This window comes from Natronococcus occultus SP4 (assembly GCF_000328685.1).
Taxonomy (GTDB): Archaea; Halobacteriota; Halobacteria; order Halobacteriales; family Natrialbaceae; genus Natronococcus; species Natronococcus occultus.
In genome coordinates this window covers 19,329-39,743 of sequence record NC_019974.1, presented here as the reverse complement: position 1 = coordinate 39,743, position 20,415 = coordinate 19,329, and the positions used below count along the sequence as shown (strand labels likewise).

19 protein-coding genes are annotated in these 20,415 nt (G+C 65.4%); 7 read left to right on the top strand and 12 right to left on the bottom strand.

Going from position 1 to position 20,415, the window contains the following annotated elements:
- Nucleotides 1-112: 112 nt before the first annotated feature.
- Both NATOC_RS00165 and NATOC_RS00160 read left to right on the top strand, forming a co-directional pair.
- Nucleotides 113-1,300 (top strand): inorganic phosphate transporter, encoded by a 1,188-nt coding sequence (locus NATOC_RS00165; protein ID WP_015319375.1) that lies wholly within the window; start codon nucleotides 113-115, stop codon nucleotides 1,298-1,300.
- 97 nt (nucleotides 1,301-1,397) lie between these two features.
- Nucleotides 1,398-2,102 (top strand): hypothetical protein, encoded by a 705-nt coding sequence (locus NATOC_RS00160; RefSeq protein WP_015319374.1) that lies wholly within the window; start codon nucleotides 1,398-1,400, stop codon nucleotides 2,100-2,102.
- Here NATOC_RS00160 and NATOC_RS00155 read toward each other — a convergent pair.
- The gene (locus NATOC_RS00155) at nucleotides 2,099-3,475 is read right to left on the bottom strand and encodes a hemolysin family protein (protein ID WP_015319373.1); all 1,377 of its coding nucleotides are present in this window, start codon (nucleotides 3,473-3,475) and stop codon (nucleotides 2,099-2,101) included. The genes NATOC_RS00160 and NATOC_RS00155 overlap by 4 nt on opposite strands.
- 95 nt (nucleotides 3,476-3,570) lie before the next feature.
- Between NATOC_RS00155 and NATOC_RS00150 the strand changes: the two genes are divergently transcribed.
- The 3 genes from NATOC_RS00150 to NATOC_RS00140 are packed head-to-tail and all read left to right on the top strand — an operon-like array spanning nucleotide 3,571 to nucleotide 5,028.
- Complete coding sequence (locus NATOC_RS00150) at nucleotides 3,571-3,900, top strand: glutaredoxin family protein (protein ID WP_015319372.1); 330 nt, start codon at nucleotides 3,571-3,573, stop codon at nucleotides 3,898-3,900.
- A complete protein-coding gene (locus NATOC_RS00145) occupies nucleotides 3,900-4,406 on the top strand; it encodes a redoxin domain-containing protein (RefSeq protein WP_015319371.1) in 507 nt (168 codons plus the stop codon). The genes NATOC_RS00150 and NATOC_RS00145 overlap by 1 nt, the downstream gene beginning before the upstream one ends.
- A gap of 37 nt (nucleotides 4,407-4,443) precedes the next feature.
- Nucleotides 4,444-5,028: an L-threonylcarbamoyladenylate synthase gene (locus NATOC_RS00140; protein WP_015319370.1), complete on the top strand. Its 585-nt coding sequence runs from the start codon at nucleotides 4,444-4,446 to the stop codon at nucleotides 5,026-5,028.
- Here NATOC_RS00140 and NATOC_RS00135 read toward each other — a convergent pair.
- Both NATOC_RS00135 and NATOC_RS00130 read right to left on the bottom strand, forming a co-directional pair.
- A complete protein-coding gene (locus tag NATOC_RS00135; protein WP_015319369.1) occupies nucleotides 5,025-5,708 on the bottom strand; it encodes a CRISPR-associated protein Cas4 in 684 nt (227 codons plus the stop codon). The genes NATOC_RS00140 and NATOC_RS00135 overlap by 4 nt on opposite strands.
- A 40-nt stretch (nucleotides 5,709-5,748) precedes the next feature.
- On the bottom strand, nucleotides 5,749-6,339 hold the full coding sequence (locus NATOC_RS00130; protein ID WP_015319368.1) for a hypothetical protein: 591 nt from the start codon (nucleotides 6,337-6,339) through the stop codon (nucleotides 5,749-5,751).
- A gap of 214 nt (nucleotides 6,340-6,553) precedes the next feature.
- Here NATOC_RS00130 and NATOC_RS00125 point away from each other — a divergent pair, with 214 nt between their 5' ends.
- Entirely contained in the window at nucleotides 6,554-8,761 is a 2,208-nt protein-coding gene (locus tag NATOC_RS00125) for a heterodisulfide reductase-related iron-sulfur binding cluster (protein WP_015319367.1), read from the top strand.
- A 401-nt stretch (nucleotides 8,762-9,162) separates the two neighbouring features.
- On the opposite strand, the gene NATOC_RS00120 is transcribed toward NATOC_RS00125, so the two are convergent.
- From NATOC_RS00120 to NATOC_RS00085, 9 genes are all read right to left on the bottom strand, one after another.
- Nucleotides 9,163-9,894 (bottom strand): agmatinase family protein, encoded by a 732-nt coding sequence (locus NATOC_RS00120; protein WP_281170476.1) that lies wholly within the window; start codon nucleotides 9,892-9,894, stop codon nucleotides 9,163-9,165.
- A complete protein-coding gene (locus tag NATOC_RS23230) occupies nucleotides 9,824-10,264 on the bottom strand; it encodes an arginase family protein (RefSeq protein WP_394296429.1) in 441 nt (146 codons plus the stop codon). The genes NATOC_RS00120 and NATOC_RS23230 overlap by 71 nt, the downstream gene beginning before the upstream one ends.
- 551 nt (nucleotides 10,265-10,815) lie before the next feature.
- Nucleotides 10,816-11,547 carry a type 1 glutamine amidotransferase gene (locus NATOC_RS00115; RefSeq protein ID WP_015319365.1) on the bottom strand — a complete coding sequence of 244 codons (732 nt, stop codon included), beginning with the start codon at nucleotides 11,545-11,547 and terminating at the stop codon, nucleotides 10,816-10,818.
- A gap of 106 nt (nucleotides 11,548-11,653) precedes the next feature.
- The gene (locus NATOC_RS00110; RefSeq protein ID WP_015319364.1) at nucleotides 11,654-12,859 is read right to left on the bottom strand and encodes an AMP-binding protein; all 1,206 of its coding nucleotides are present in this window, start codon (nucleotides 12,857-12,859) and stop codon (nucleotides 11,654-11,656) included.
- Between the two features lie 42 nt (nucleotides 12,860-12,901).
- Nucleotides 12,902-13,699 (bottom strand): alpha/beta fold hydrolase, encoded by a 798-nt coding sequence (locus NATOC_RS00105; protein WP_015319363.1) that lies wholly within the window; start codon nucleotides 13,697-13,699, stop codon nucleotides 12,902-12,904.
- 56 nt (nucleotides 13,700-13,755) lie between these two features.
- Entirely contained in the window at nucleotides 13,756-14,994 is a 1,239-nt protein-coding gene (locus tag NATOC_RS00100) for an ArgE/DapE family deacylase (protein ID WP_015319362.1), read from the bottom strand.
- 62 nt (nucleotides 14,995-15,056) lie between these two features.
- Entirely contained in the window at nucleotides 15,057-16,568 is a 1,512-nt protein-coding gene (locus NATOC_RS00095) for a tripartite tricarboxylate transporter permease (RefSeq protein ID WP_015319361.1), read from the bottom strand.
- Nucleotides 16,565-17,443 (bottom strand): hypothetical protein, encoded by an 879-nt coding sequence (locus NATOC_RS00090; RefSeq protein ID WP_015319360.1) that lies wholly within the window; start codon nucleotides 17,441-17,443, stop codon nucleotides 16,565-16,567. Before NATOC_RS00090 ends, NATOC_RS00095 begins: the two co-directional genes overlap by 4 nt.
- Before the next feature lie 193 nt (nucleotides 17,444-17,636).
- On the bottom strand, nucleotides 17,637-18,680 hold the full coding sequence (locus NATOC_RS00085; protein WP_174299191.1) for a Bug family tripartite tricarboxylate transporter substrate binding protein: 1,044 nt from the start codon (nucleotides 18,678-18,680) through the stop codon (nucleotides 17,637-17,639).
- Nucleotides 18,681-18,884: 204 nt separating this feature from the next.
- Here NATOC_RS00085 and NATOC_RS00080 point away from each other — a divergent pair, with 204 nt between their 5' ends.
- Nucleotides 18,885-20,189, top strand: coding sequence for an ArgE/DapE family deacylase (locus tag NATOC_RS00080; RefSeq protein WP_015319358.1), 1,305 nt, complete (start codon nucleotides 18,885-18,887; stop codon nucleotides 20,187-20,189).
- Nucleotides 20,190-20,415 lie beyond the last annotated feature (226 nt).

Here is a 20,415-nt window from a genome sequence, read left to right as displayed (position 1 = left end):
GATCGGTGGCCAGCCACTTAACATCTAACGGTATCGACGGCGACGCTCGGGGGCGAGGACGGCGAATCCAGGTCGGCACACACTTGTACGGGGTTCGAGTAGTGTTCGACGGATGGTCGAACTGGTGACGGTTGCGACGTTTCTGATCGCCGCAGTCGCCAGTCTGTTTATGGCCTGGGCGATCGGCGCCGGATCGAGTGGATCGACCCCGTTCGCCCCCGCAGTCGGAGCCAACGCGATCTCGGTGATGCGGGCCGGCTTCTTCGTCGGGATTCTCGGGTTCGCAGGGGCGGTGTTGCAGGGAGCGAACGTCTCCGAGGCGGTCGGAACGGAGCTGATCGGCGGCGTGACGCTGTCGCCGGCGGCCGCGACGATTGCCCTGATCATCGCCGCGGGACTGGTTGCGATCGGCGTCTTCGCGGGGTATCCGATCGCGACCGCGTTCACCGTCACGGGTGCCGTCGTCGGCGCCGGGCTCGCGATGGGCGGCGACCCCGCCTGGCCGAAGTACGCCGAAATCGTCACGCTCTGGGTCCTGACGCCGTTCGTCGGCGGGGGGATCGCCTACGCGATCGCGCGAACGCTGCGGGCCGAACCGATCGCCGAGGAGTACCTCATCGTCGCACTGGCGGCCCTGGTCGGAGTTATCGTCGCCAACATCGAGTTCGCCGTCCTTGGACCGCCCGACGGCGGGGCCTCGATCGCCCAGAGCGCGGGGGGCTGGCTTCCGGGGCCCGAACTCGTCGGCGCCGCCGCGGTGACGACGCTTATGGCCGCCGTCTGGGCGCTTGCCATCGGCTTCGATCTCCGGATTGGCCTCGAACGTGGCGAGCGACACTTCCTGCTCATCCTCGGCGCGCTCGTCGCGTTCTCCGCCGGCGGTAGCCAGGTCGGGCTCGCGATCGGCCCGCTGATCCCGCTGTCGGGCGACGTCGGACTGCCGTTGCTCGCCCTGCTCGTCGGCGGCGGATTCGGGCTGTTGCTCGGCTCCTGGACCGGCGCGCCACGGATGATCAAGGCGATCTCGCAGGACTACTCCTCGCTCGGCCCCCGGCGCTCGATCGCCGCGCTGATCCCGTCGTTTGTCATCGCGCAGGTGGCAGTGCTGTTCGGCATCCCCGTCTCGTTCAACGAGATCATCGTCAGCTCGATCATCGGTAGCGGCTACGCCGCCGGCTCCGGTGGCGGCGTCAGCGCGCGCAAGATGGGGTACACCGTCCTCGCCTGGGTCCTCTCGCTTGCGGGATCGATCGTCATCGCGTTCGGGGGCTATCTCGCCGTCGAGGCCGTTCTGCTCTGAGGTGGGTCCCGGCCCACGAGGCACACGCGGGGAGTCGACGGCCCGCCGTGCGCCCGACACCGAACAGCCTTTACACGACCGGCAGCGAGGATCGGGTATGGACGCGTCCGAACCGCTTCAGTGGCGACGGGATCCCGACACCTCCCGTACCGTCCGTCTACTGTGGTCACTCGGCGTCGGGACCTTCTTCGCCGTGAGCATCATCATCGTCTTCTGGCGCCTGTTCGACATGGCCGGACAGATCGGCGGTCAGTCGATCGTCGTCGCCGCGCTGGCCGCCGTGCTCGTCACAGCCGTCGCGTTCGCCCTCTCGAGCAACGCCGATCGACAGTTCGAGCGCATCGCCGATCGACTGCCGATCTCGGTCGATCGGGACGTCTCGCTCGCCCGGCTGAAAGACGCAATTCTGGGGACGACGGCGATGGTCGTCGCCATCGGCTCGCTGATGATCGCCGGTCGGGTCGTCGCCCAGCAGGGGCTGCTGGACGGCATCGGCGCCGGACCGTTTACCGGTCTGGCCGCACTGTCGCTCCCGCTGGCGCTCGTCGCGCTGTTGCTCGCCTCGTTCCTGCGCTCGGTCGGCGCCTACGACCCCGACGAGCGGACGATCTACCTCTACGACCCCGATCAGGCGATCGATCTCGACGTGATCGAGGGGGCGTCGGTCCGGCGGATCGGGGACGTCGCTATCGTCAACTTCGACTACGCACAGCCCGACGGCCGCTACGTCCAGGGCCCCCGACGGGTCGTCCTGCCGCCGCGGGTCGCAAGCGAGGTCGTCGCCGCCGTCGACGCCCGCTAGTTCGCGTCGGTCTCCTCGATTTCGTCGGCCTCGTCGTCAGCGTCCTCGTAGTGGCCGAGTTTCTGCAGCCGCGCTTTCATGATACGGGTGTTCTCGACGGCCTCGACCGTGATCCGGACGCCGTCGAACTCGATCTCCTCGCCCTCCTCGACGAGTCGTCCCGCACGGTTGAAGATGAAGCCGGCGATGGTTTCGAACTCCTCGCCCTCCGGGAGCTCGATCTCGAGGGCCTCGTTAACGTCCTCGATGTTGACCTCGCCCCGGACCAGTACCGTCTCGTCGTCGATCTCCTCGATAGGCTGTTCCTCGCCACCTTCGAGGATCTCGCCGATGATCTCCTCGACCATGTCCTCCATCGTCACCAGCCCCTCGGTGGTGCCAAACTCGTCGATGACGATCGCCATATGCATCCGGTTTTCGCGCATCTCGGTCAGCAGTTCGTCGACGTTTTTCGACTCGGGAACGTGTAAGGTCGGCTGAATGAGGTCGGCGATCTCGAGGTCGTCGGTCTCGGCCTCGCCGTAGTTGAGATCGCGAACGAGATCCCGGATGTGAACGACTCCCTGGACGTTGTCGAGGCTCCCCTCGTAGACCGGTACCCGGGCGTGTCCGCTCTGGATACAGGTCTCGATTGCCTCGTCGATACTGGCGTCTTTCGGAACCGCCGTCATGTCGAGCCGCGGAGTCATCACCTCCTTGACGATTGTCTGGTTGAACCGGAAGATCCGGGTGAGCATCTCGTGTTCTTCTTCCTCCAGAACCCCCTCGCGCTCGCCAGATTCGATCATCTCCTGAATCTCGTCGCGGGTGACGTAGGGCGACTCGATCGCGCCCGTCGAGCCGGTGAGCTTGTTCACCTGCCGGGTCAGATAGTCGAAGAGAGCGATCAGCGGGTACAGCAGATACTCGGTGGCCTTCAGCGGCTTCGAGATCCGAACCGACCACGATTCGGTGTTCTCGACGGCGTAGGACTTGGGAACGCTCTCCCCGAACAGGAGGACGATCGCGGTGACCCCGAGCGTCGAGAGCAAAACGGCCGCAAGGCCGCCGAAGTACAGCCCCAGCAGCGCGGTCGTGATCGAGGTCATCGCGATGTTGACGATGTTGTTCCCGACGAGGATCGTGACGAGCAACCGGTGGGGGTCGTCCTTGAGGGTTTTGACCAGTTCCGCACCCTCGATACCCTCGTCGACCATCCCCTCAAGGCGATGTTTCGACAGGTTGAACATCGCGATCTCCGACGAGGAGAAGAAGCCGGATAGGACGATGAGCACGCTAACGGCGAGAACGCCCAGAATCGTGACTGTCGTCTGATCGAGTTCGAGGCCGACGACTGGAACCTCGTAGACAGCGAGCAACGAAGACAACGCCATGATGTACTGACTTACCACCCGATCGGTTAACCGTTTACCATTCTTCCCACCCCTCCGACGACACGTTTACCCCGTCGGTGACCGAACGAACGGCTATGAGCGAGCAGCCGAGTACCGACGGCGAGCCGACGATCACGTTCTACCGGCTCCAGGCGTGTCCGTTCTGCGAACGCGTCACCCGGTCTCTCAAGGAACACGGACTCGAGTACCGCTCGCGGTTCGTCGAACCGCTTCACTCCCGACGCGACGTCGTCAAGCGTGTCGCCGGCGTTCGGACCGTTCCGGCGATCGTCGATCACAAAACCGGCGTGACGATGGCCGAGAGCGCCAACATCGTCGACTACCTCGAGTCGACCTACGGCGGCGAGGACGTCGACTCGGCGACCCCAGCCGGGGCCGCGGCCGACGCCGGAGGTGAGGACTGATGCCAGAGTTCGACGTCGTCGAACTCGAGCCGACCGATCACATCGAACCCGGCGAGACGGCGCCCGACTTTACCAGACCGCTTGTCACCGACGAGTTCTGGGAGGACCGCTCGCTCGCGGGCCTGGTCGACGGCCGAACCGTCCTCGTGTTCACACCGATGATCGGCTCGTTCGTCGCCAAGTACGTCTGGGACGAGCTGGCCGACCGAGGGTGGCTCGATCGCGACGAGCGGTTCGTCGGCGTGACGGCCTCGACACCCTACGGCGTCTCCCGCTTTCTCGACGAGAACGACCTCCCGGTCGGGATCGTTGCCGACCCCGCAAACGAGGTCGCCGACGACTACGGCCTCGCTCACGACCTCGACGGGATGGCCGGCGTCAGCGAACCCCGCCTCGCGTTCGTCGTCCTCGATGCCGACCGAGCCGTCGAGGCGATCTGGGTCGCCGACGAGTGGCCGGAGTTCCCTAACTACGACGAACTCGAGAGCGAACTCGGACTCGACTGACGGTGCGTTTTTGCCGTCGCCGAGCCGAGTAACTGATATGACCGAACTCGAGGACGCCGCTGCGGCGATCCGGGGCGGCGAGCTGGTCGTCTACCCGACCGAGACCGTCTACGGCCTCGGTGCGAACGCCCTCGATGCCGACGCCGTCGAGCGGGTGTTCGAGACGAAGGGCCGCGATCGATCGAAGCCGATCTCGATGGCCGTCTCGTCGGTACCGTCGGCGCTCGACTACGTGCGCGCGAACTCCCGCGAGCGGGAGTTCATGGCGACGTTTCTACCCGGACCCGTGACCGTCCTCTGTCGGCGCCGCGAGGACGTCCCCGACGAGCTGACCGCAGGGCAGGACCGCGTCGGCATCAGGATCCCCGATCACGCCGTCGCGCTCCGGCTCTGTGAACGGGCCGGAACGCCGATCACCGCAACGAGCGCGAACGAAAGCGGAAGCGGGAGCGTCCGCCGCCTCGACGAGCTCGCGCCGACGATCCGCGACCGCGCCGCAGCCGTTATCGACGGCGGCGAGACGCCGGGGACCGAAAGCACCGTCGTCGACGTCGCGAGCGGAACGATCCACCGGCGGGGTGCGCGGGCCGACGAGATCGAGCGCTGGCTCGAGAGCCACTAGCCGAACCCGAGCAGTGACCGCAGCGTTCGGGTTCTGACGCCACACTCCGGGGCGAACTCGCAGCTTTCGCACTTCGAGCGGTTGTCGGTCCTGGCCGGCGGCCCATCGAGCTCCCGAACCGTCCGCAGCGCTCGGCGGTAGCGGGCCTTCCGGCGGGTCGTCAGCGAAATTTGACGGACCGTTCCGTAGGCGGGGTACTCGAGCCAGGCGTTCTCCACCGACCGTTCGTGCTCCCAGGCCAGCGCCTTCGCGGCTGCGACAGCGTGGACCGACTGGGACTCCCAGACGCCGTACTCCGGCGGTTTTCCCGGGGAGACGAGGACGGGCTCGAGGGGATCCGCGAGGACCTTGTGGACGATCCCCCGACAGTGCCGTCCGGTGGCGAGGACGTCCCTGGCAGCGGGCTCGCGGAGCCGTTCCCAGTGGCCGTCCGCGACGAGTCGCTCCTGTGTGGCGGCGAGTCGGTCGCGGTAGGCCGACGGGGAAACGCCGATCGGTTCGTCCGTGAGCTCGCTGTCAGTCTCGAGCAACGTTTCGTAGCGCCGCTCGAGGTCACGGATCGTCGCGACCTCCGGCGGGGGCTCGCGCTCGTCGGAATCAAGGCGACGCTGGTAGTAACACTTCCGCGGGCAGTAGGCTGCCGTCCGCAGGTCGCTGAACGGAACGTGTGGTCGGGACACGAGCCGTCTGGCCGCTCCCTGGTATAAAAATCTCGACCGATCAGAACTCGACGTCCGTCTCCATCCCCTCCGTTGCGTCCTCGAGGCCGTCCTCGCGGACGTCAGTGGCCATCCGCTCCGAGAGGTCGGCGTCGGCGAGGACGCTGTCGAACTCGTCGCGGTAGCGGTCGTTGGCTGCGCGGGACTCGTCCTGGGCCGCGGCGACTCGACGGTAGCGTTCGATCCGTTCTTCGTCGACACCGTACTCCTCGGCAAGCGTCGCGTCGTTTTCCTCGCGTTCGCGGATCGCGACGAGGTCGACCTCGTCGGCGTCGTTCTCGTCGACGAGATGCAGGGAGAGTCGCGCCTCGAAGACGTCGTCCTCGTCGACGCCGAGTTCGTCGGCGAGGTCGGCGTCCGAACGGCCGTCGTAGAACCCTTCGGCGATCTCGATGTACTCGTCGGTCGAGAACGGTCCCTCGAACCCGTAGCGCTCTTTCATCTGCGTGACGACGCTTTCGAGTCGTTCCCGGTCCGTTCGCTCGTCCTTCTCGAGTGAGCCTCGGTCGTTCTCCTGGGCCTCGGTGACGGTTTCCTCGCCGTCGGTAACGTCGGTGAAGATGTCCCGGAGCTCTTCGGTTTTGTCGTTCATGGGTGGACACTCGCGGGGGGCGGCCATATAAGCCTGTTGGCAGGCCGAGTCGCCGTCACCGGACGCGGAGACCGGAGCTGAGACGATTCGACCGGGCTCAAAGATATCTCCACGATGAACTCAGAATCGGTAGATAATTTACGCAGGACGCCGTCGGGGTGGGATGGACAACACCGTGACAAGAGTTAAGTCACGGCTCCGCACGTAAATGAATATGAAGAATACGAACGTCCTCGCGCAGACGGAGGCGACGAGGGAAACGTACTGGGGGCTCAGTAGCACTGAGTACGCGCTGTTTTATCTCCTGGCGACCGTGACGATCCTCGTCTTCCTCTACGGAGTGTACACACGATTCACGCGGTATACGGCTGGCGACGACGATTCGTTCGCCCGCCTGGACGACCTCGCGAGCCGGATCGTCTCGAGCACGAAGATCGTGCTCTCGAACGAGAAGCAGTTCGACAGGGACCTCTACGGCGGGCTGATGCACGCCTTCATTATGTGGGGCTTTCTGACCCTGCTGATCGCAACGACGATCCTGTTCGTCGACGGCTACTTCTGGGAACCGTTCCAGGGTTCGTTCTGGGTCGGCGACTTCTATCTCGCCTACCAGTTCATGGTCGACGCGATGGGGCTGCTTTTCGTCGTCGGGATCGGGATGGCGATGTACCGCCGATACTGGGTTCGCAACGAGCGGCTCTGGGATCGCCACACCTCCAACGAGGACGACATCTTCATCTGGACGCTGTTTGCCCTCGGCGTCGGCGGCTTCCTGCTCGAGGGGCTGCGCATCTACGCGACAGGGATGCCGGATCACGAGATCGTCAGCTTCGTCGGCTGGGGGCTTGCCTTGCTGTTCCAGACGATCGGTCTGCCGACGATCGCCGGAACGGGGACCGACCCGAACCACGTCACGCTGGCCGTGTTCGGCTTCAACGCCGAAACCTTCCACTGGCTGGCCTGGTGGTCCCACTCGCTGATCGCCTTTTTCTTCATCGCGTGGATCCCCTACGCCAAGCCGTTCCACATGCTTTCGTCGTTCGCGAACGTCGTCACCCGCGACGAGAAGGCCGGCACGCGGCTGCCGAACGTTCCCGCCGATCTGGACGCGACCAACGCCGAGTCCATCGAGGACTTCACCTGGAAGGAGATGCTCGACCAGGACGCCTGCACCAAGTGCGGGCGCTGTTCGGCCGTCTGTCCCGCCAAGGCCTCGGATCGTCCGCTCGATCCCCGCAACGTCATCCTCGATCTCAAAAAGTACCGCGAGCAGCGCGCGGAGGGCGGCGAGGAGCAACCGATCATTGCCGACGGCGGGACCTCGGTGATTGACACCGAGACGATGGAGTCCTGCATGGCCTGTATGGCCTGTATGGACGCCTGCCCGGTCGAGATCGAACACCTCCAGTCGTTTACCCGGCTCAACCGCCAGATGACCGATCAGGGCGACATCGCTCCCAGCATGCAGGACGTCTTCCAGAACGTCATGCAAGACGGCAACACCTTCGGCGACAGCCAGCGCAACCGGGCCGACTGGGCCGACGACCTCGAGTTCGACGTTACCGACGCTCGCGAGGAGGAGGTCGACTACCTCTGGTACGTCGGCGACTACCCCAGCTACGACGAGCGCAACAAGAAGGTCGCCCGCTCGCTGGCGACCATCCTCCAGGAGGCCGACGTCAGCTTCGGCATCCTCTTCGATGACGAGAAGTACGACGGCAACGACATCCGGCGGGTCGGCGAGGAGTTCCTCTACATCGAGCTCGCCGGCCACCACGTCGAGACCTGGGAGGATTGTGCGTTCGACAAGATCGTCTGTACGGACCCCCACTCCTACAACACGTTCAAAAACGAGTATCCGGAACTCGATTTCGAGGAGTTCGCCGACGATCCGATGATGCCGTTCGACTACGAGGACGAGTGGAACGAAGACGGCGAGATCGACGTCCTCCACTGGACCCAGGCCGTCGAGGAGCTCGTCGAGGACGGGAAACTCGATCTCGACGGGACGGAGCTCGACTACACGGTCACCTACCACGACCCCTGTCACCTGGGGCGGTACAACGACGAGTACGAGGCGCCCCGCGAGATCATCACAGCGACTGGCTGTACGCTCGACGAGATGCCCCGTAACCGCGACGACTCGTTCTGTTGTGGCGGGGGCGGCGGTGGGCTCTGGATGGACTTCGAGGAAGATCCCAAACCCAGCGAGGAACGACTCCGGGAGGCCCTCGAGGACACCGACGCCGGCTCGGGGATCGAGAAGTTCGTCGTCGCCTGCCCGATGTGTATGACGATGTACGAGGACGGCCGCAAAACCGGCGGCTTCGAGGACCACATCGAGGTCGTCGACGTCGCCGAGCTGCTCGTCGAGGCGATCGACGCGCGGGAGAAAGCGGGCCTCGAGGTCGCGGCGGACTGATCTCGAGGGTCGTTTGGATAGTGACTACTCCCACGACTGAAGTCGTGGGCTTTCTCCTGTATCTCTGTAATCGAGTTCCGAGGCGTCACCGTTTTGGCGGCATCACCCAGAAGTGAGCGGGTGAACGGAACACTACCCTGATCTCTCCCAAGTAGAGTCGGTTGGATTTCCACTCGACCATCTCGCTGGTGTCTATGAGGGGCGGTCGCTTCACCAGGGTCCGGTACACCCGTCTCACCGCTGTATCGGGTGTTGCGAGGAGGTTCGTTTCCAACCCGACGGCTGATATCGAACAGGTGGGTGTTTCGATGGGCGGACACGCCGGGAATATCTCTGAGATCCGATCTGACCTCGAGATACGCAGTTCTGACCCTTGAGAGCTGTTCTTCCCAGCCGTCTCGTTATGACGGGTTCTCGTCTCTGTCTGCCGGCTTGATTGGTGATCCACTGTCGAGTCCCATCTCGCTGAGTGCGAGTCCGCCCATCACCTCCAGACAGAGGCGATTGGCGAAGTTGGCAGTGATCCCGCCGTTCAGTTCGCTGGTGCTCGTATCGAGTTGTGGTGCGACTTCGACGACGTCGAATCCAAAGGAATCAGCGTCGAACTCCGTCGCCATCGTCCGAACGAGTGCGAACGCTTCACGGGAGGTCAGCCCACCCGTCACCGGAGTTCCGGTTCCCGGTGCATAAGCCGGATCGAGGGCGTCGACGTCGAAACTGAGCCAGACGGCATCCGTTCCGTCCTGTGCTCGTTCAACTGCCTCTGCTGCGATCGCCGTGGTCTCCTGTTGTGCGACCTCGGAAGCGGTGTACCAATTCATCCCAGCCTCACGCATGTCTTCGTAGGCGTCGGGCGGCCAGAACCCCCGGGAACCGATCAACGTGTAATTCTCTCCGTCGACGAGACCGCTCTCGACGAGATTGGTAACGAACGTCGCGTGATCGTATTCGAACCCCTCACCATCACCGGTATCCGCGTGTGCATCGATGTGGATCAGGCCGACGTTCTCGTAGCCGTTTGCCTCGGCCCACCCCTTCACGTTCGGGTAGGTGATCGAATGATCACCACCGAGGACGAACGGACAGATACCGCGCTCGGCTATCGCTTCGATCCGGTCCTCGATCTCGTCCAAACTCGCACGCGTATCCCCGGGGGGTGATCGCAACGTCACCGTTGTCGACGACTTTGAGCGTATCGAACGGATCGACACCGGTTTCGACGTTGAAGTGACAGTATGGTGGCGATGGCTCGGTAAACCCCGCTCGAATCGCCTGCGGACCGTACCGCGCACCCGGCCGAGCCGTCGTTCCGGTGTCTAATGGGGCACCGACGATTGCAATATCCGGATCGGTGTCCTCGAGGCCGTCTACATCCCTCGTTACCGGGAGGTTCCGAAACGACGAAACGTTGGAGAAAATCGGCTTCTCAGCGCTATCGTATGCGTCGCCGTAGAGTTCGCTACCGTCAGTATCGTAGAGGTTGTCAGATGTTTCATCCGTCATGTTTCTATCCACCGGTACGCCGACCGAACACATTATTCCTGTCGAATAGTATACAACTTTTGGTAAGTTTATATACTATTTGTGAGGGCCACTCAAAGTGGGGTCGGCAATCACCAAAGAGATTCGTCGGAAACGATTCGAGAGCACCGAATCCAGCAGCTAGAACGGTTCCAGTTCCTCTGTCGCAGCGTCGCGGTGTCGATCACGGTCGTTCCGGACAGCGACGAAAATGGCCATGTCGATGAAAACCATCGATCGCTGTACAGTACGTCGTCGATTTCGTATTCGGTACTCTCGACGCCCGAATTTACCGTTCCGGAGAGTCACTGATCGATCTCGTCGTCGGGCAACGGCTCGAAACCATCGCGAAACGATTCGATCAGTTCCTCCTTCGACTGGTACGTGTCGGTCAGCTACCCACTCCTAAAGGAATGGGCTTGTCAGTTGACTCTCGTTCTCCCGACACGGGAGTGTCGGACGCTACTTCAGTAGCGTTCACGGTCATCACCCCTGACTGATGCAGACCGAGCGAACCGCCAAAACCGTACCAGTCAGTCCGAGGAGCTGGCCCTCACCGACGTTGCTCCGCTCGAAGTGGCCTCGGCCGACTGCAGTTCCGCCACGTACTCGAGGTAGTTCTCGAAGACGAGCTTCGCCTCGCAGGCCTGTTGGTAGTTCTCGTCGGTGATCTCGGCGAGCACTGCGTCACGCCGTTCGTCCGACAGCCCCTTGCGGTGGACGAGTTCGCGGGCCGTTTTCTGGTCGTACTCGGGGTGGAACTGCACGCCGAAGACCCGGTCCTTGCGGAAGCCGTGGTTGGAGTAGTCGTTCTCGGCGAGCGGTTCGGCGCCGTCGGGCAGCGCCGACACCTCGTCGGCGTGGCTCGTGAAAGCGGTGAACTCGCTCGAGATCCCCTCGAACAGCCGTGACTCCCCGGTGCGTTCGATCTCGCTGTAGCCCACCTCGTAGGCACCCATATCCTCGACGGTCCCACCCAGGACGTCCGCGAGCAGCTGGTGACCCCAACAGATCCCCAGAAACGGGATATCGCGGGCGACGGCCTCCTCGACCCACTCCTTGGTAGCCGCGATCCACTCTTCCTCCCAGTAGACCGACGTTCGAGACCCGGTGACGACGGCCCCATCGAAGCCGAACGTCTCGGGTAGTTCCCCCTCGGTGACGTCGAACTCCGCCAGCGAGGCGTCGAGTTCGCGTCGAAAGTTCCGTGTCGTGTTCGCGTCCTCGTGAGCCGCGTTCAGGACGGCGATACGAAGCTGACTCATCAACACTCTCTGGCGGCTCGGGAGAAAAAGACCTTCTGCTACGGACGGGCGTTGCCGGGACCTCGAACCCACCGCGGAATCGAGTCGTCACGGGTCGGTAGTGCCCTCACGTCCGGCGATAGTTCCCGTCGCCGCTCCGGTGGAACCGCTCGCCGGTGTCGAACCAGCCGTCGACGAACCCCGACTCCATCTCGTCGTCGTCGCGGTCGTCGGCAGGTGTTGCGTACCCGTCGGCGACCACCGGGCCGGAGAGCCACACTCGTCCCGTCGCCTCCCCTTCGAGGACGTCCCCCTCGTCGTCGACCAGTCGCGCGTCGCAGTCGAAGACGGGCGTGCCGACGGCGTCGGCGTCGGTCGGTCCGGACACCCTTCGGCTCGTCGCCGTCGGACACGCCGGGCGGCCGTAGGCCCGCGAGACCGAGACGCCGTGTTCGAGCAGCGTTTCGACGGACTCTTCCTCGACGGCGTGGGCACAGATCGCGCGCTCGAGTGCCGCGAGCGCGGCGGCGTTCTCGTCGGCCGCGAGCTCGCGGATCGGCACCTGTCGACCCGAGACGACCGTCACCTCGCCGTCGTCGATCGCCGTCAGCGTGTCACCGGGGTCGAACGCCCGGTCGAGCAGGAGACGGCCGCCAGCGTACAGCAACGGAAGCGCGGTCCGAAACAGCCCGTCGGCCGTCGAGAGCGGGTCAAGGACGAACCCCGAGTCCTCGCAGGAGAGTCCCCACTCGAGGACGGCGTCGATGCAGTTCCACTCGACGGTCTCCGCAGAGAGAGTCGCGATCGCCGTCCCGCCCTCGCCGTGGACAGCGAGCAGCGGTGTGGCGTCGTCGGCCCGCTCCGTTCCGGCGTCGACGGCCGGCGTGTCGGTTTCTGCGAGCTCCTCGAGGAAGACGGTTCGATCGGACGAGATCGAGCGCATGAGGTCCCGCTGGGCGCGCTCGCCGACGACGACGGCGGGCTCGAGGACGTCGAACGGTCGGGTGACGGTCGCGGGCGTCAGCCGGTGGGAGATCGGGGCGAACGTCGCCCCGAGTCGACGACACGCGAAGAGCAAGGCCAGCGAGGCGACCCGGTTTCGGGTGACCAGACAGACGGTGTCACCGGGATCGACGCCGCGGTCCTCGAGCGCGCCGGCGAGGTGACCCGAAGCCGTCGACAGCTCCTCGTAAGTGACGCGGTCCTCGTGGACGGTTTCGGCCGGCGCGTAGAGGCGGTCCTCGGACGCGTCGACGATCGCCGTTCGGTCCGGGACGCGCTCGGCGCGACGAGCCAGCGAGAGAGTCACGACGGCGTCTTCGACCGCCGACACCGTAGTAGCACGGGGAGACAAGCGCAAGCCTCCGCTCGGCCGTCACCGATCGCCGTCCGAGCGATCCTCGAGAAAGCCCAGCAGCCGATCGTTGACCGTCCGCGAGCGCTCGATCCCGACGAGGTGACCCGCGTCCTCGAGCGGGACGAACTCGCCGCGGGGTAGTCCGGCAGCCAGCTCGCGACCCGCCTCGGGCGAGACGAGTTCGTCGGCGGTGCCGTGGATGACACGTGCGGGCTGGGTCACCTCGACGAGCCAGTCACGGGCGTCGAACCCCTCGAGGGCAACCAATTGCGCTTCCCACCCTTCCCTGGTGGCGTCGCCGTCGGCCCGCCAGTCGACGATCCCCTCGAGGACGTCGGGCTGCCCCTCACGAAAGTCGGCCGAGAGGCCCGCCTCGAGCGAGTCCCGAAGTGCCTCGCGGTCGTCGGGCGAGGCCAGCAGGGGCTCGAGGGCGAACGCCTCACCCCGAGCCGCAGTGCCGAGCACGGACAGCGTCGCGACCCGCGTCGAGTCGCGGGCCGCGGCGAGGGCGACCGCGCCGCCGAGTCCCGCGCCGACGAGGTGAGCATTTCGGGCGTCGACGGCGGCGAGGACTGCCTCGAGGTCCGCGACGAGCGTCGCCAGCTCGTAGGGGCCGGGCGGCGCGTCGGACCGACCGGTCCCCCGGAGATCCCAGACGACGGTCTCGGAGGGCCCGGTCAGCGCGGCGTGTTGCCACCCCCACGACCAGCCCCCGAGGCCGGCCTCGGGGACGAAGACGACGGGGTCGCCCGCGTCCTCGCTCTCGCCCTCGCGGTGGTAGTACAGCGAGACGCCGTCGTTCGAGACGGTGGACATACTCGAGGGATAGCGTTCGCGGCCCAGGACGGTTTCGGTTCCCGAGGACGGACGCGTCAGTTCGCGAGATACGCCTCGGCCGCCGTGGCGAGCGTCTCGCCGGCCTCGAGGACGTCATCCCACGCGATCGTCTCCTCGGGGAAGTGAGCCTGTTCGACGCTCCCGGGGCCGAACAGCACCGTCGGAATCCCGGCCGCGACGTAGTGGCGGCTGTCGGCGCCGTAGGTCACACCCCGAGGATCGGTCCGCTCGTGGCCGCGGGCCGTCATCGCCGACTGCACCGCCCGGACTACCGGTTCGTCGGGCTCGATCTCGGCGGGCTCGAACTGAATCGAGAACCGCTCGCACTCGCAGTCGACGTCGGTCTCGGCGACGGCCTCGGTGATCCGACGATCGACCTCTCGTTCGACCACGTCGACGGTCTCGCCCGGCGCGACCCCGACGCGGATCTCCGCGGTGAGTTCGTCGGCGACCGACGACGCCCAGCGGCCCGCCTCGAGGCGGCCGATACAGATCGGCCACGGGATCGGGAACGCCTCGTACAGCGGGTGGGAGACCAGTTCGGCCCGTTCGGCCTCGAGCTCCTCGAGTGCCTGCCGGACCCGTTCGAACGCCGGCAGCACCGACTCGCCGCGCCAGCGCGTCGCCGCGTGGGCCGATCGCCCCGCGAGCCGGAGCCGCTTCATGAGGCTTCCCTCGGTCGCAACCACCGGCCGACGGTCGGTCGGCTCGCCGACGATTGCCGCGTCCCGCGAGAAGGGGTAGGGGTTCGAACGCGCCGCGGCGGCCGCGCCGATCCCGCCCTCCTCCTCGCCGGCGACGCTCTCGACGACGATCCGCCCGTCGACGTTCGGGTCGACGTCCTCGAGCTGTCGGGCCGCGAAGAGACAGGCTGCCAGTCCACACTTCATGTCGGCCGCGCCGCGGGCCGTGAGCCGACCGTCAGCCCGTCTGGGCTCGAACGGGTCGCCCTCCCAGCCGCTTCCCGCCGGCACGACGTCGACGTGGCCGTTCAGGACGAGCGTTCGCCCCGCGTCGGGGTCCCCGAACTCGAGGACGCCGGCGACGCTTGGCCTGTCGGCGGTCTCGATCTCGGCGGGATCGCTCGGGAAGGATGGATGAGCGGCGAGCGTCTCGGCGTCGGCCTCCCAGCGGTAGGTCTCGAACCCCCACTCCGCGAGCCGTTCGTGGAGCCACTCCTGGGCGGGAGCTTCGTTTCCGGCCGTCGTCTCGAACCGGCAGAGTTCGTCGGCGAACGATCGCAGGTCGGCGTCCCACGCCGTCGCGAAGTCCATGCACGAGGCGAGGGTTCACACCTACAAAATACCGCGTGGCGCGGGGGTGCCCGGAAGCGGGATCAGGCAGACTGCCTGTTCTCCCACCAGCGCTTGACGAACGGCCCGAAGACCAACGCGACGATCAGGATCGAGAGGATAAGGGAGAGCCAGCGGCCGTACTCGAACGGGTTGATGAAGATCATATAGGAGCCGTCCGACAGCTGGAGCGCAGTGTAGAGGTTCTCCTCGGCGATATCGCCCAGCACCACCCCGAGGACGAACGCGATCACCGAGTAGTTGTACCGCACCATGTAGAAGCCGATCACGCCGAAGACGATCACGGTGAGGATGTCAATCGGGTTGATCCGCAGCGCGTAGGTACCCAAAAAGGAGAGGACGACAACCATCGGGATGATGTAGTCCGTGTCGATCTTCGTCAGGTACCCGAGCCGAGTCACCATCGACAGCCCGAACAGCAGAATAACGACGTTGCCGACCAAAAGCGCCAGCAACATCGTGTACGTGAGCGTCAGCTCGCCGCTGGGATCAAACATGCTTGGCCCCGGTCGGAGGTCGTGCATCAACAGTCCGCCGATGAGGACGGCCGTCGAGGAGCTCCCCGGAATACCGAAGGAGATCGCGGGGACGAGCGACCCCGCGACGGTGCCGTTGTTCGAGGCCTCGGAGGCGATGACGCCGATCTCGTTGCCCGAGCCGAAGGAGTCGGGATCGCTCGATGATCGGACTGCCTCGGAGTAGGCGACGAAGTTCGACACCGTCGCACCAGCGCCGGGGATCGCGCCGACGATCATTCCGATATTCGCGGACTTGAACACCGTGATCGGGTGGTTGATCGTCGAGGTGATCCCCTCGGTGATGCCGGCTCTGTCGATCGTGACCTCGCCCTTGGCGATGCCCCCTTCCTGGCCGGCGAGTTTCATCATCTCCGCGATCGCGAACAGCCCGATCAGGACGGCGACGAAGTCGATGCCGTCGTAGAGATACATCGTCTCGCTGTAGCGCTGGTCGAGCGACATCGGCGCGATCCCGACGGTCGTGACCAGCAGTCCGGCCACGCCCGCGAGGATCCCCTTCGCGAATGATCCTCGCGTGACGACGGTGATCATCGCCAGCCCGAGGATCGCCACGAGGAACCGCTCCGGCGTCCCGACCGCAAGTACCATCTCGATCAGCGCCGGCGAGAACAGGATCAACACTGTGATCGTCAGGAGGCCGGCGAGCGCGGAGGCAGTCGCGGAGATAGCCAGCGCCGTCGCCGCCCGCCCTTGCTGTGACATCGGATAGCCGTCGAACATCGTCGCCGCCGAAGAGGACACCCCCGGCGTGTTGATCAGGATCGCGGCGATCGAGCCGCCGTACATCGAGCCGCTGTAGACTCCGACCAGCAGGATGATCGCGTTGGCGGGGTCGAGCGGCAGGGTCAGCGGCAGGATGATCGCCATCCCCAGCGGCGGTCCGAGCCCGGGGAGCCCGCCGACGACGATCCCGATGAGGACGCCGGCAAGCAGCCAGAGCATCGTCTCGAGGGTCAACAGCGCTTCGACCGCGCCGACGAAGGATTCGACGGTCATGCAAGCACCACGCCCCACTGGAGCAGGTCACCGGCGTGGATCCACAGTCCGAGCAGGTCGTCCGGTGCCGGGAGCTCCCACCCGGTGAGCCACCCCTCGGCGATGTCGTCCTGGATCAGGGCATAGAAGAGGTAGGCGCTGGCGAAGCCGAGCACGGTGAGCGCAACGGCTCTGAGGACGTCCATCCGGGCCCAGAGCGCCCATGCGGCGACGAAGATCGGGGTCGCGTACAGCATCCCGATCGTAAACGTCAGCAGCATGTAGCCGATACAGAGCACTCCGGTGACGACCGGACCCTTCGGGTCGTCGATCTCGTAGGTGTACATCCCGGCCGAGTCGCTCTCCGCGTCGCTCGACGGCGCATCGGCGGCGGTCGCTTCGTCGGCGTCGACGGTTGCGGGTTCCTCGACGTCCTCGTCCGGCGTCTCCGTCGCGTCGGCGTCGCCCATCACCTGCATCGGTTCGGCGACGAAAGACTCGAGGGCCTCGCCGAACCGCTCGCGGAACCCGATGACCACGACCAGGAGCACACCGCCCGCGACGAGCGACGCGAGCCCGCCGTCGTCGGCGAGAAACGCGGTGGCACCGTCGTACACGAGGTACGCGCCGAGACCGGCGCCGACCAGCGGGCCGACGACGGTCAGATAGTTCCGGGCGAGCAGGAGGAAGGCCAGGACGGCCGTTCCGCCGGCCATGAGCCGGGGAAACGTCTGGGCGTCCGGCGCGAACTCAGAGGCGCCCTGATACATGTAGACGCCGACGACGAGGAACAACAGCAACAGGACGTGTTCCATCGTCGGCCGCTCGCCGAGCACCGTCTCGAGTGGGTTCCGAACGCGGTCCGCGACCGAGCCTACGGTGTCGTCCTGTTCCATGGCTGATCCCGTCTAACGGCGTGGGTCGCGTCTCGGTCGGCACCGGTTCCGGTACGACGGCGGCCGCGGGAACCGCGAGCAGCGTCGATAACAGTAGATTCGTTCCGTGACATCTCTCTTTTTGCTAGCGTCGAAAGCAACGTAGTCTGCGTCTCGATTCGGGAACCGCTTCGTCGTTCCGGTTCGGCGCCGACTACTCTTCCTCGTCTTCCGCCTCCTCGACCTGCTGCTGGAACTCGTCGAAGCCACCGATCGTGTCGTCGACCTGCGATTCGATCTCGTCGACGCTGCCGACGTACTGGTCCGCCGCGTCGTCCATGTCACCGAACTCGACGATGTTTCCGGTCTCTTCCTCCCACTCCTGGGTGTCCTCGTGCTCGGTCGCCTCCTGGACCGCCTCCATGAGAATTTCGCGTTCCTCCTCGGGAGTGTCCGGCGGCGCGACCTGCACCTGGTAGAACTCCGTGATCCAGGCCAGGCTGTCGCCGTACTCCGTGATCGGATCGATATCCGGGAACGTGTCCGTGAGATCGATGTCCATCAGGTTGACGATGGCGCGTGCCTCGCCGGACTCGACGGCGGAGATCGCGGACGTGTTCGTCGCGATCCCGGCCGGGACCTCGTCGCTCAGGACCGCTTCCTGCACCGGCCCACCGCCGTCGTAGGGGACGATGTTGTCGGCGTTGAGGTCGTACTCGTTCTGGAGCAACAGCGTCACCAGGTGGCTGTCGCTACCGGCTCCCTGGTACGCGAAGCCGCTGATCTCGTCGTCTGCGTAGGCGTCCCGGAGTTCGCCGTACGTCTCGATGTCGTAGCTGTCGTTGATGATGATCGTGTAGCCGAACACCCCCGAGTGGGCGATCGGTTCGAGATCGTCGGGGTGCCAGCCGTCGACATCCTGGGCTCGCCAGGTGAACGACCAGCCTGGCGGGTTGACGGTCCCGAACGTGTAGCCGTCCGGATCCTGATCAACGAGCCACTCGCTTCCGAGCATGCTGCCGGCTCCCTCCCGGTTGTCGATCTCGATCGACTGATCGAGCGGGTCCTCCATCAGCGGTGCCATCTGGCGGGCGTACGTGTCGGTTCCGCCGCCCTCTCCCCACGGAATCATCCAGGTGAGCGACTCTGACGGGAAGTCGTCGTCCCCGTTGCCCTCGTCACCGAGACATCCAGCTAATCCGGTCAATCCCACAGCCCCAACTGCACCCGTTGTCTGGACGAACGTTCGGCGGTCCATGATAACGAAGAGCATGAATCAGAAGTATATAGTAGTTTCGAATCTCTCGAAGGCCGGTCGAGGACGTGTTGAGAAAGCTATGCGACAGAGAGGCAAGTAGGAAGCCCATGTTCCGGCTTATATATCATGGTAGTAATATATTGCTTTCACCAGTGCCAGCCGAGTCGCCCGTACATATATCGTTCGTCCCGCCGACCGTCTCGCATGGACGAACGAACGGCGACGAAGCGAGTCGAGGACGCGATCGCAGACCGGGCAGACGAGCTGCTGGCGCTGCTCGAGGATCTCGTCGCGGCGAAGTCGGTGACGGGACACGAACCGCGGGGACAGGCGGTGATCTGCGAGGCGTTCGACGACCTCGGCCTCGAGGTCGATACCTGGGAGCCACGCGCCGAGGCGCTTGCCGACCACCCCGGTTTCTTCCGGACGTCCTCGTACGAGGAGCACGGCTACGAGGGGCGGGAGAACGCGGTAGCGACTCTCTCGGGAACCGGCGACGGACCCACGCTCGCGCTCTCCGGGCACGTCGACGTCGTTCCCGCCGACCCCGAATCGGCCTGGGAGTCCGACCCCTGGACGTTGCGCCGCGAGGGTGACGAGCTCTACGGCCGCGGCGTCTCCGATATGAAGGGCGGGCTCGCCGCGATGCTCGTCGCCGTCGACGCCCTGCAAGACGAGGACGTCGAACTCGCCGGCGACCTCTACGTTCAGAGCACGATCGAGGAGGAGGCGGGCGGGGTTGGCGGCCTCCTCTCCGTCCTCGAGCGGGGGTACGTTCCCGATGCGGCGATCGTCCCGGAGCCGTTCGGCCTGCCGAACGTCGGCATCGCCAGCGCTGGGGTGATGTTCTTCGACGTCACCGTACCAGGGAAGAAGGCCCACGCCGCCTGGGGTCACCAGGGCGTCAGCGCCTTCGACAAAGCCTGCCTCGTTCGGAAGGCCCTCGAGGAGCTAAACGACGAGCGGCAGGCGGCCATCGACTTCCCGCCCGCCTACGGCGCCGATCCCGACCTCGAGGGCCACGTGACGAACATCAATCTGGGCGTCGTCGAGGGCGGAGATTGGCCCGCCTCGGTGCCCGCAGAGGTGACCCTGAAGGGACGCGTGGGGTGGCCGCCCGGAGAGACCCGTGCCGAGGTTCGCGAGGCGATCGAGGGAGCGATCGCCGACGTCGCCGACGGGGACGAGTGGCTGTCCGAGAACCCGCCGACGGTGGAGTGGACGGGCTGGAACGCGGCACCTCACGAGGTTCCCCGGGACGCCGAGATCGTCGAGATCGTCAAGAACAACGCCGAGTCGATCACCGGCGAGTCGGGAACCTTCGTCGGCGGGAACGCCGCGCTCGACGAGCGGTTCTATCAGCGCTACTACGACGTCCCGGTCGTCACGGCGGGTCCCTACGGGCCGAACCTCCACGGCGTCGACGAGTACACCACCCTCACGTCGCTGGTCGAGACCGCCCAGACGCTCGCGACGTCGGCGATCGACTACTGCGGGCTCGCGAAGTAACTCCCGATAACGTCTCAGGGGTATCATAGAACGGTTCGCATACCCATCTTTGGCTACCCGACGAACGGTACGTACAGCGAACTTTTTTACCGAGGGCATCGGCTGGCGTCTGCGACACCAGCCTCAACCCCCGGCAAAAAACTTCGATGAAAAAAGGCCGACGGCTCGCCCGTCGGGCTCGCCGTCGGTGAAACGCCTCGCTTCGCTCGGCGTACGCTTCTCCGAC

Bases quoted from the DNA above. Each gene is read 5' to 3' on its own strand.
- NATOC_RS00165 (WP_015319375.1), top strand. From the start codon at position 113: ATGGTCGAACTGGTGACGGTTGCGACGTTTCTGATCGCCGCAGTCGCC.
- NATOC_RS00160 (WP_015319374.1), top strand. From the start codon at position 1,398: ATGGACGCGTCCGAACCGCTTCAGTGGCGACGGGATCCCGACACCTCC.
- NATOC_RS00155 (WP_015319373.1), bottom strand. From the start codon at position 3,475: ATGGCGTTGTCTTCGTTGCTCGCTGTCTACGAGGTTCCAGTCGTCGGC.
- NATOC_RS00150 (WP_015319372.1), top strand. From the start codon at position 3,571: ATGAGCGAGCAGCCGAGTACCGACGGCGAGCCGACGATCACGTTCTAC.
- NATOC_RS00145 (WP_015319371.1), top strand. From the start codon at position 3,900: ATGCCAGAGTTCGACGTCGTCGAACTCGAGCCGACCGATCACATCGAA.
- NATOC_RS00140 (WP_015319370.1), top strand. From the start codon at position 4,444: ATGACCGAACTCGAGGACGCCGCTGCGGCGATCCGGGGCGGCGAGCTG.
- NATOC_RS00130 (WP_015319368.1), bottom strand. From the start codon at position 6,339: ATGAACGACAAAACCGAAGAGCTCCGGGACATCTTCACCGACGTTACC.
- NATOC_RS00125 (WP_015319367.1), top strand. From the start codon at position 6,554: ATGAAGAATACGAACGTCCTCGCGCAGACGGAGGCGACGAGGGAAACG.
- NATOC_RS23230 (WP_394296429.1), bottom strand. From the start codon at position 10,264: ATGACGGATGAAACATCTGACAACCTCTACGATACTGACGGTAGCGAA.
- NATOC_RS00115 (WP_015319365.1), bottom strand. From the start codon at position 11,547: ATGAGTCAGCTTCGTATCGCCGTCCTGAACGCGGCTCACGAGGACGCG.
- NATOC_RS00105 (WP_015319363.1), bottom strand. From the start codon at position 13,699: ATGTCCACCGTCTCGAACGACGGCGTCTCGCTGTACTACCACCGCGAG.
- NATOC_RS00100 (WP_015319362.1), bottom strand. From the start codon at position 14,994: ATGGACTTCGCGACGGCGTGGGACGCCGACCTGCGATCGTTCGCCGAC.
- NATOC_RS00095 (WP_015319361.1), bottom strand. From the start codon at position 16,568: ATGACCGTCGAATCCTTCGTCGGCGCGGTCGAAGCGCTGTTGACCCTC.
- NATOC_RS00090 (WP_015319360.1), bottom strand. From the start codon at position 17,443: ATGGAACAGGACGACACCGTAGGCTCGGTCGCGGACCGCGTTCGGAAC.
- NATOC_RS00085 (WP_174299191.1), bottom strand. From the start codon at position 18,680: ATGGACCGCCGAACGTTCGTCCAGACAACGGGTGCAGTTGGGGCTGTG.
- NATOC_RS00080 (WP_015319358.1), top strand. From the start codon at position 18,885: ATGGACGAACGAACGGCGACGAAGCGAGTCGAGGACGCGATCGCAGAC.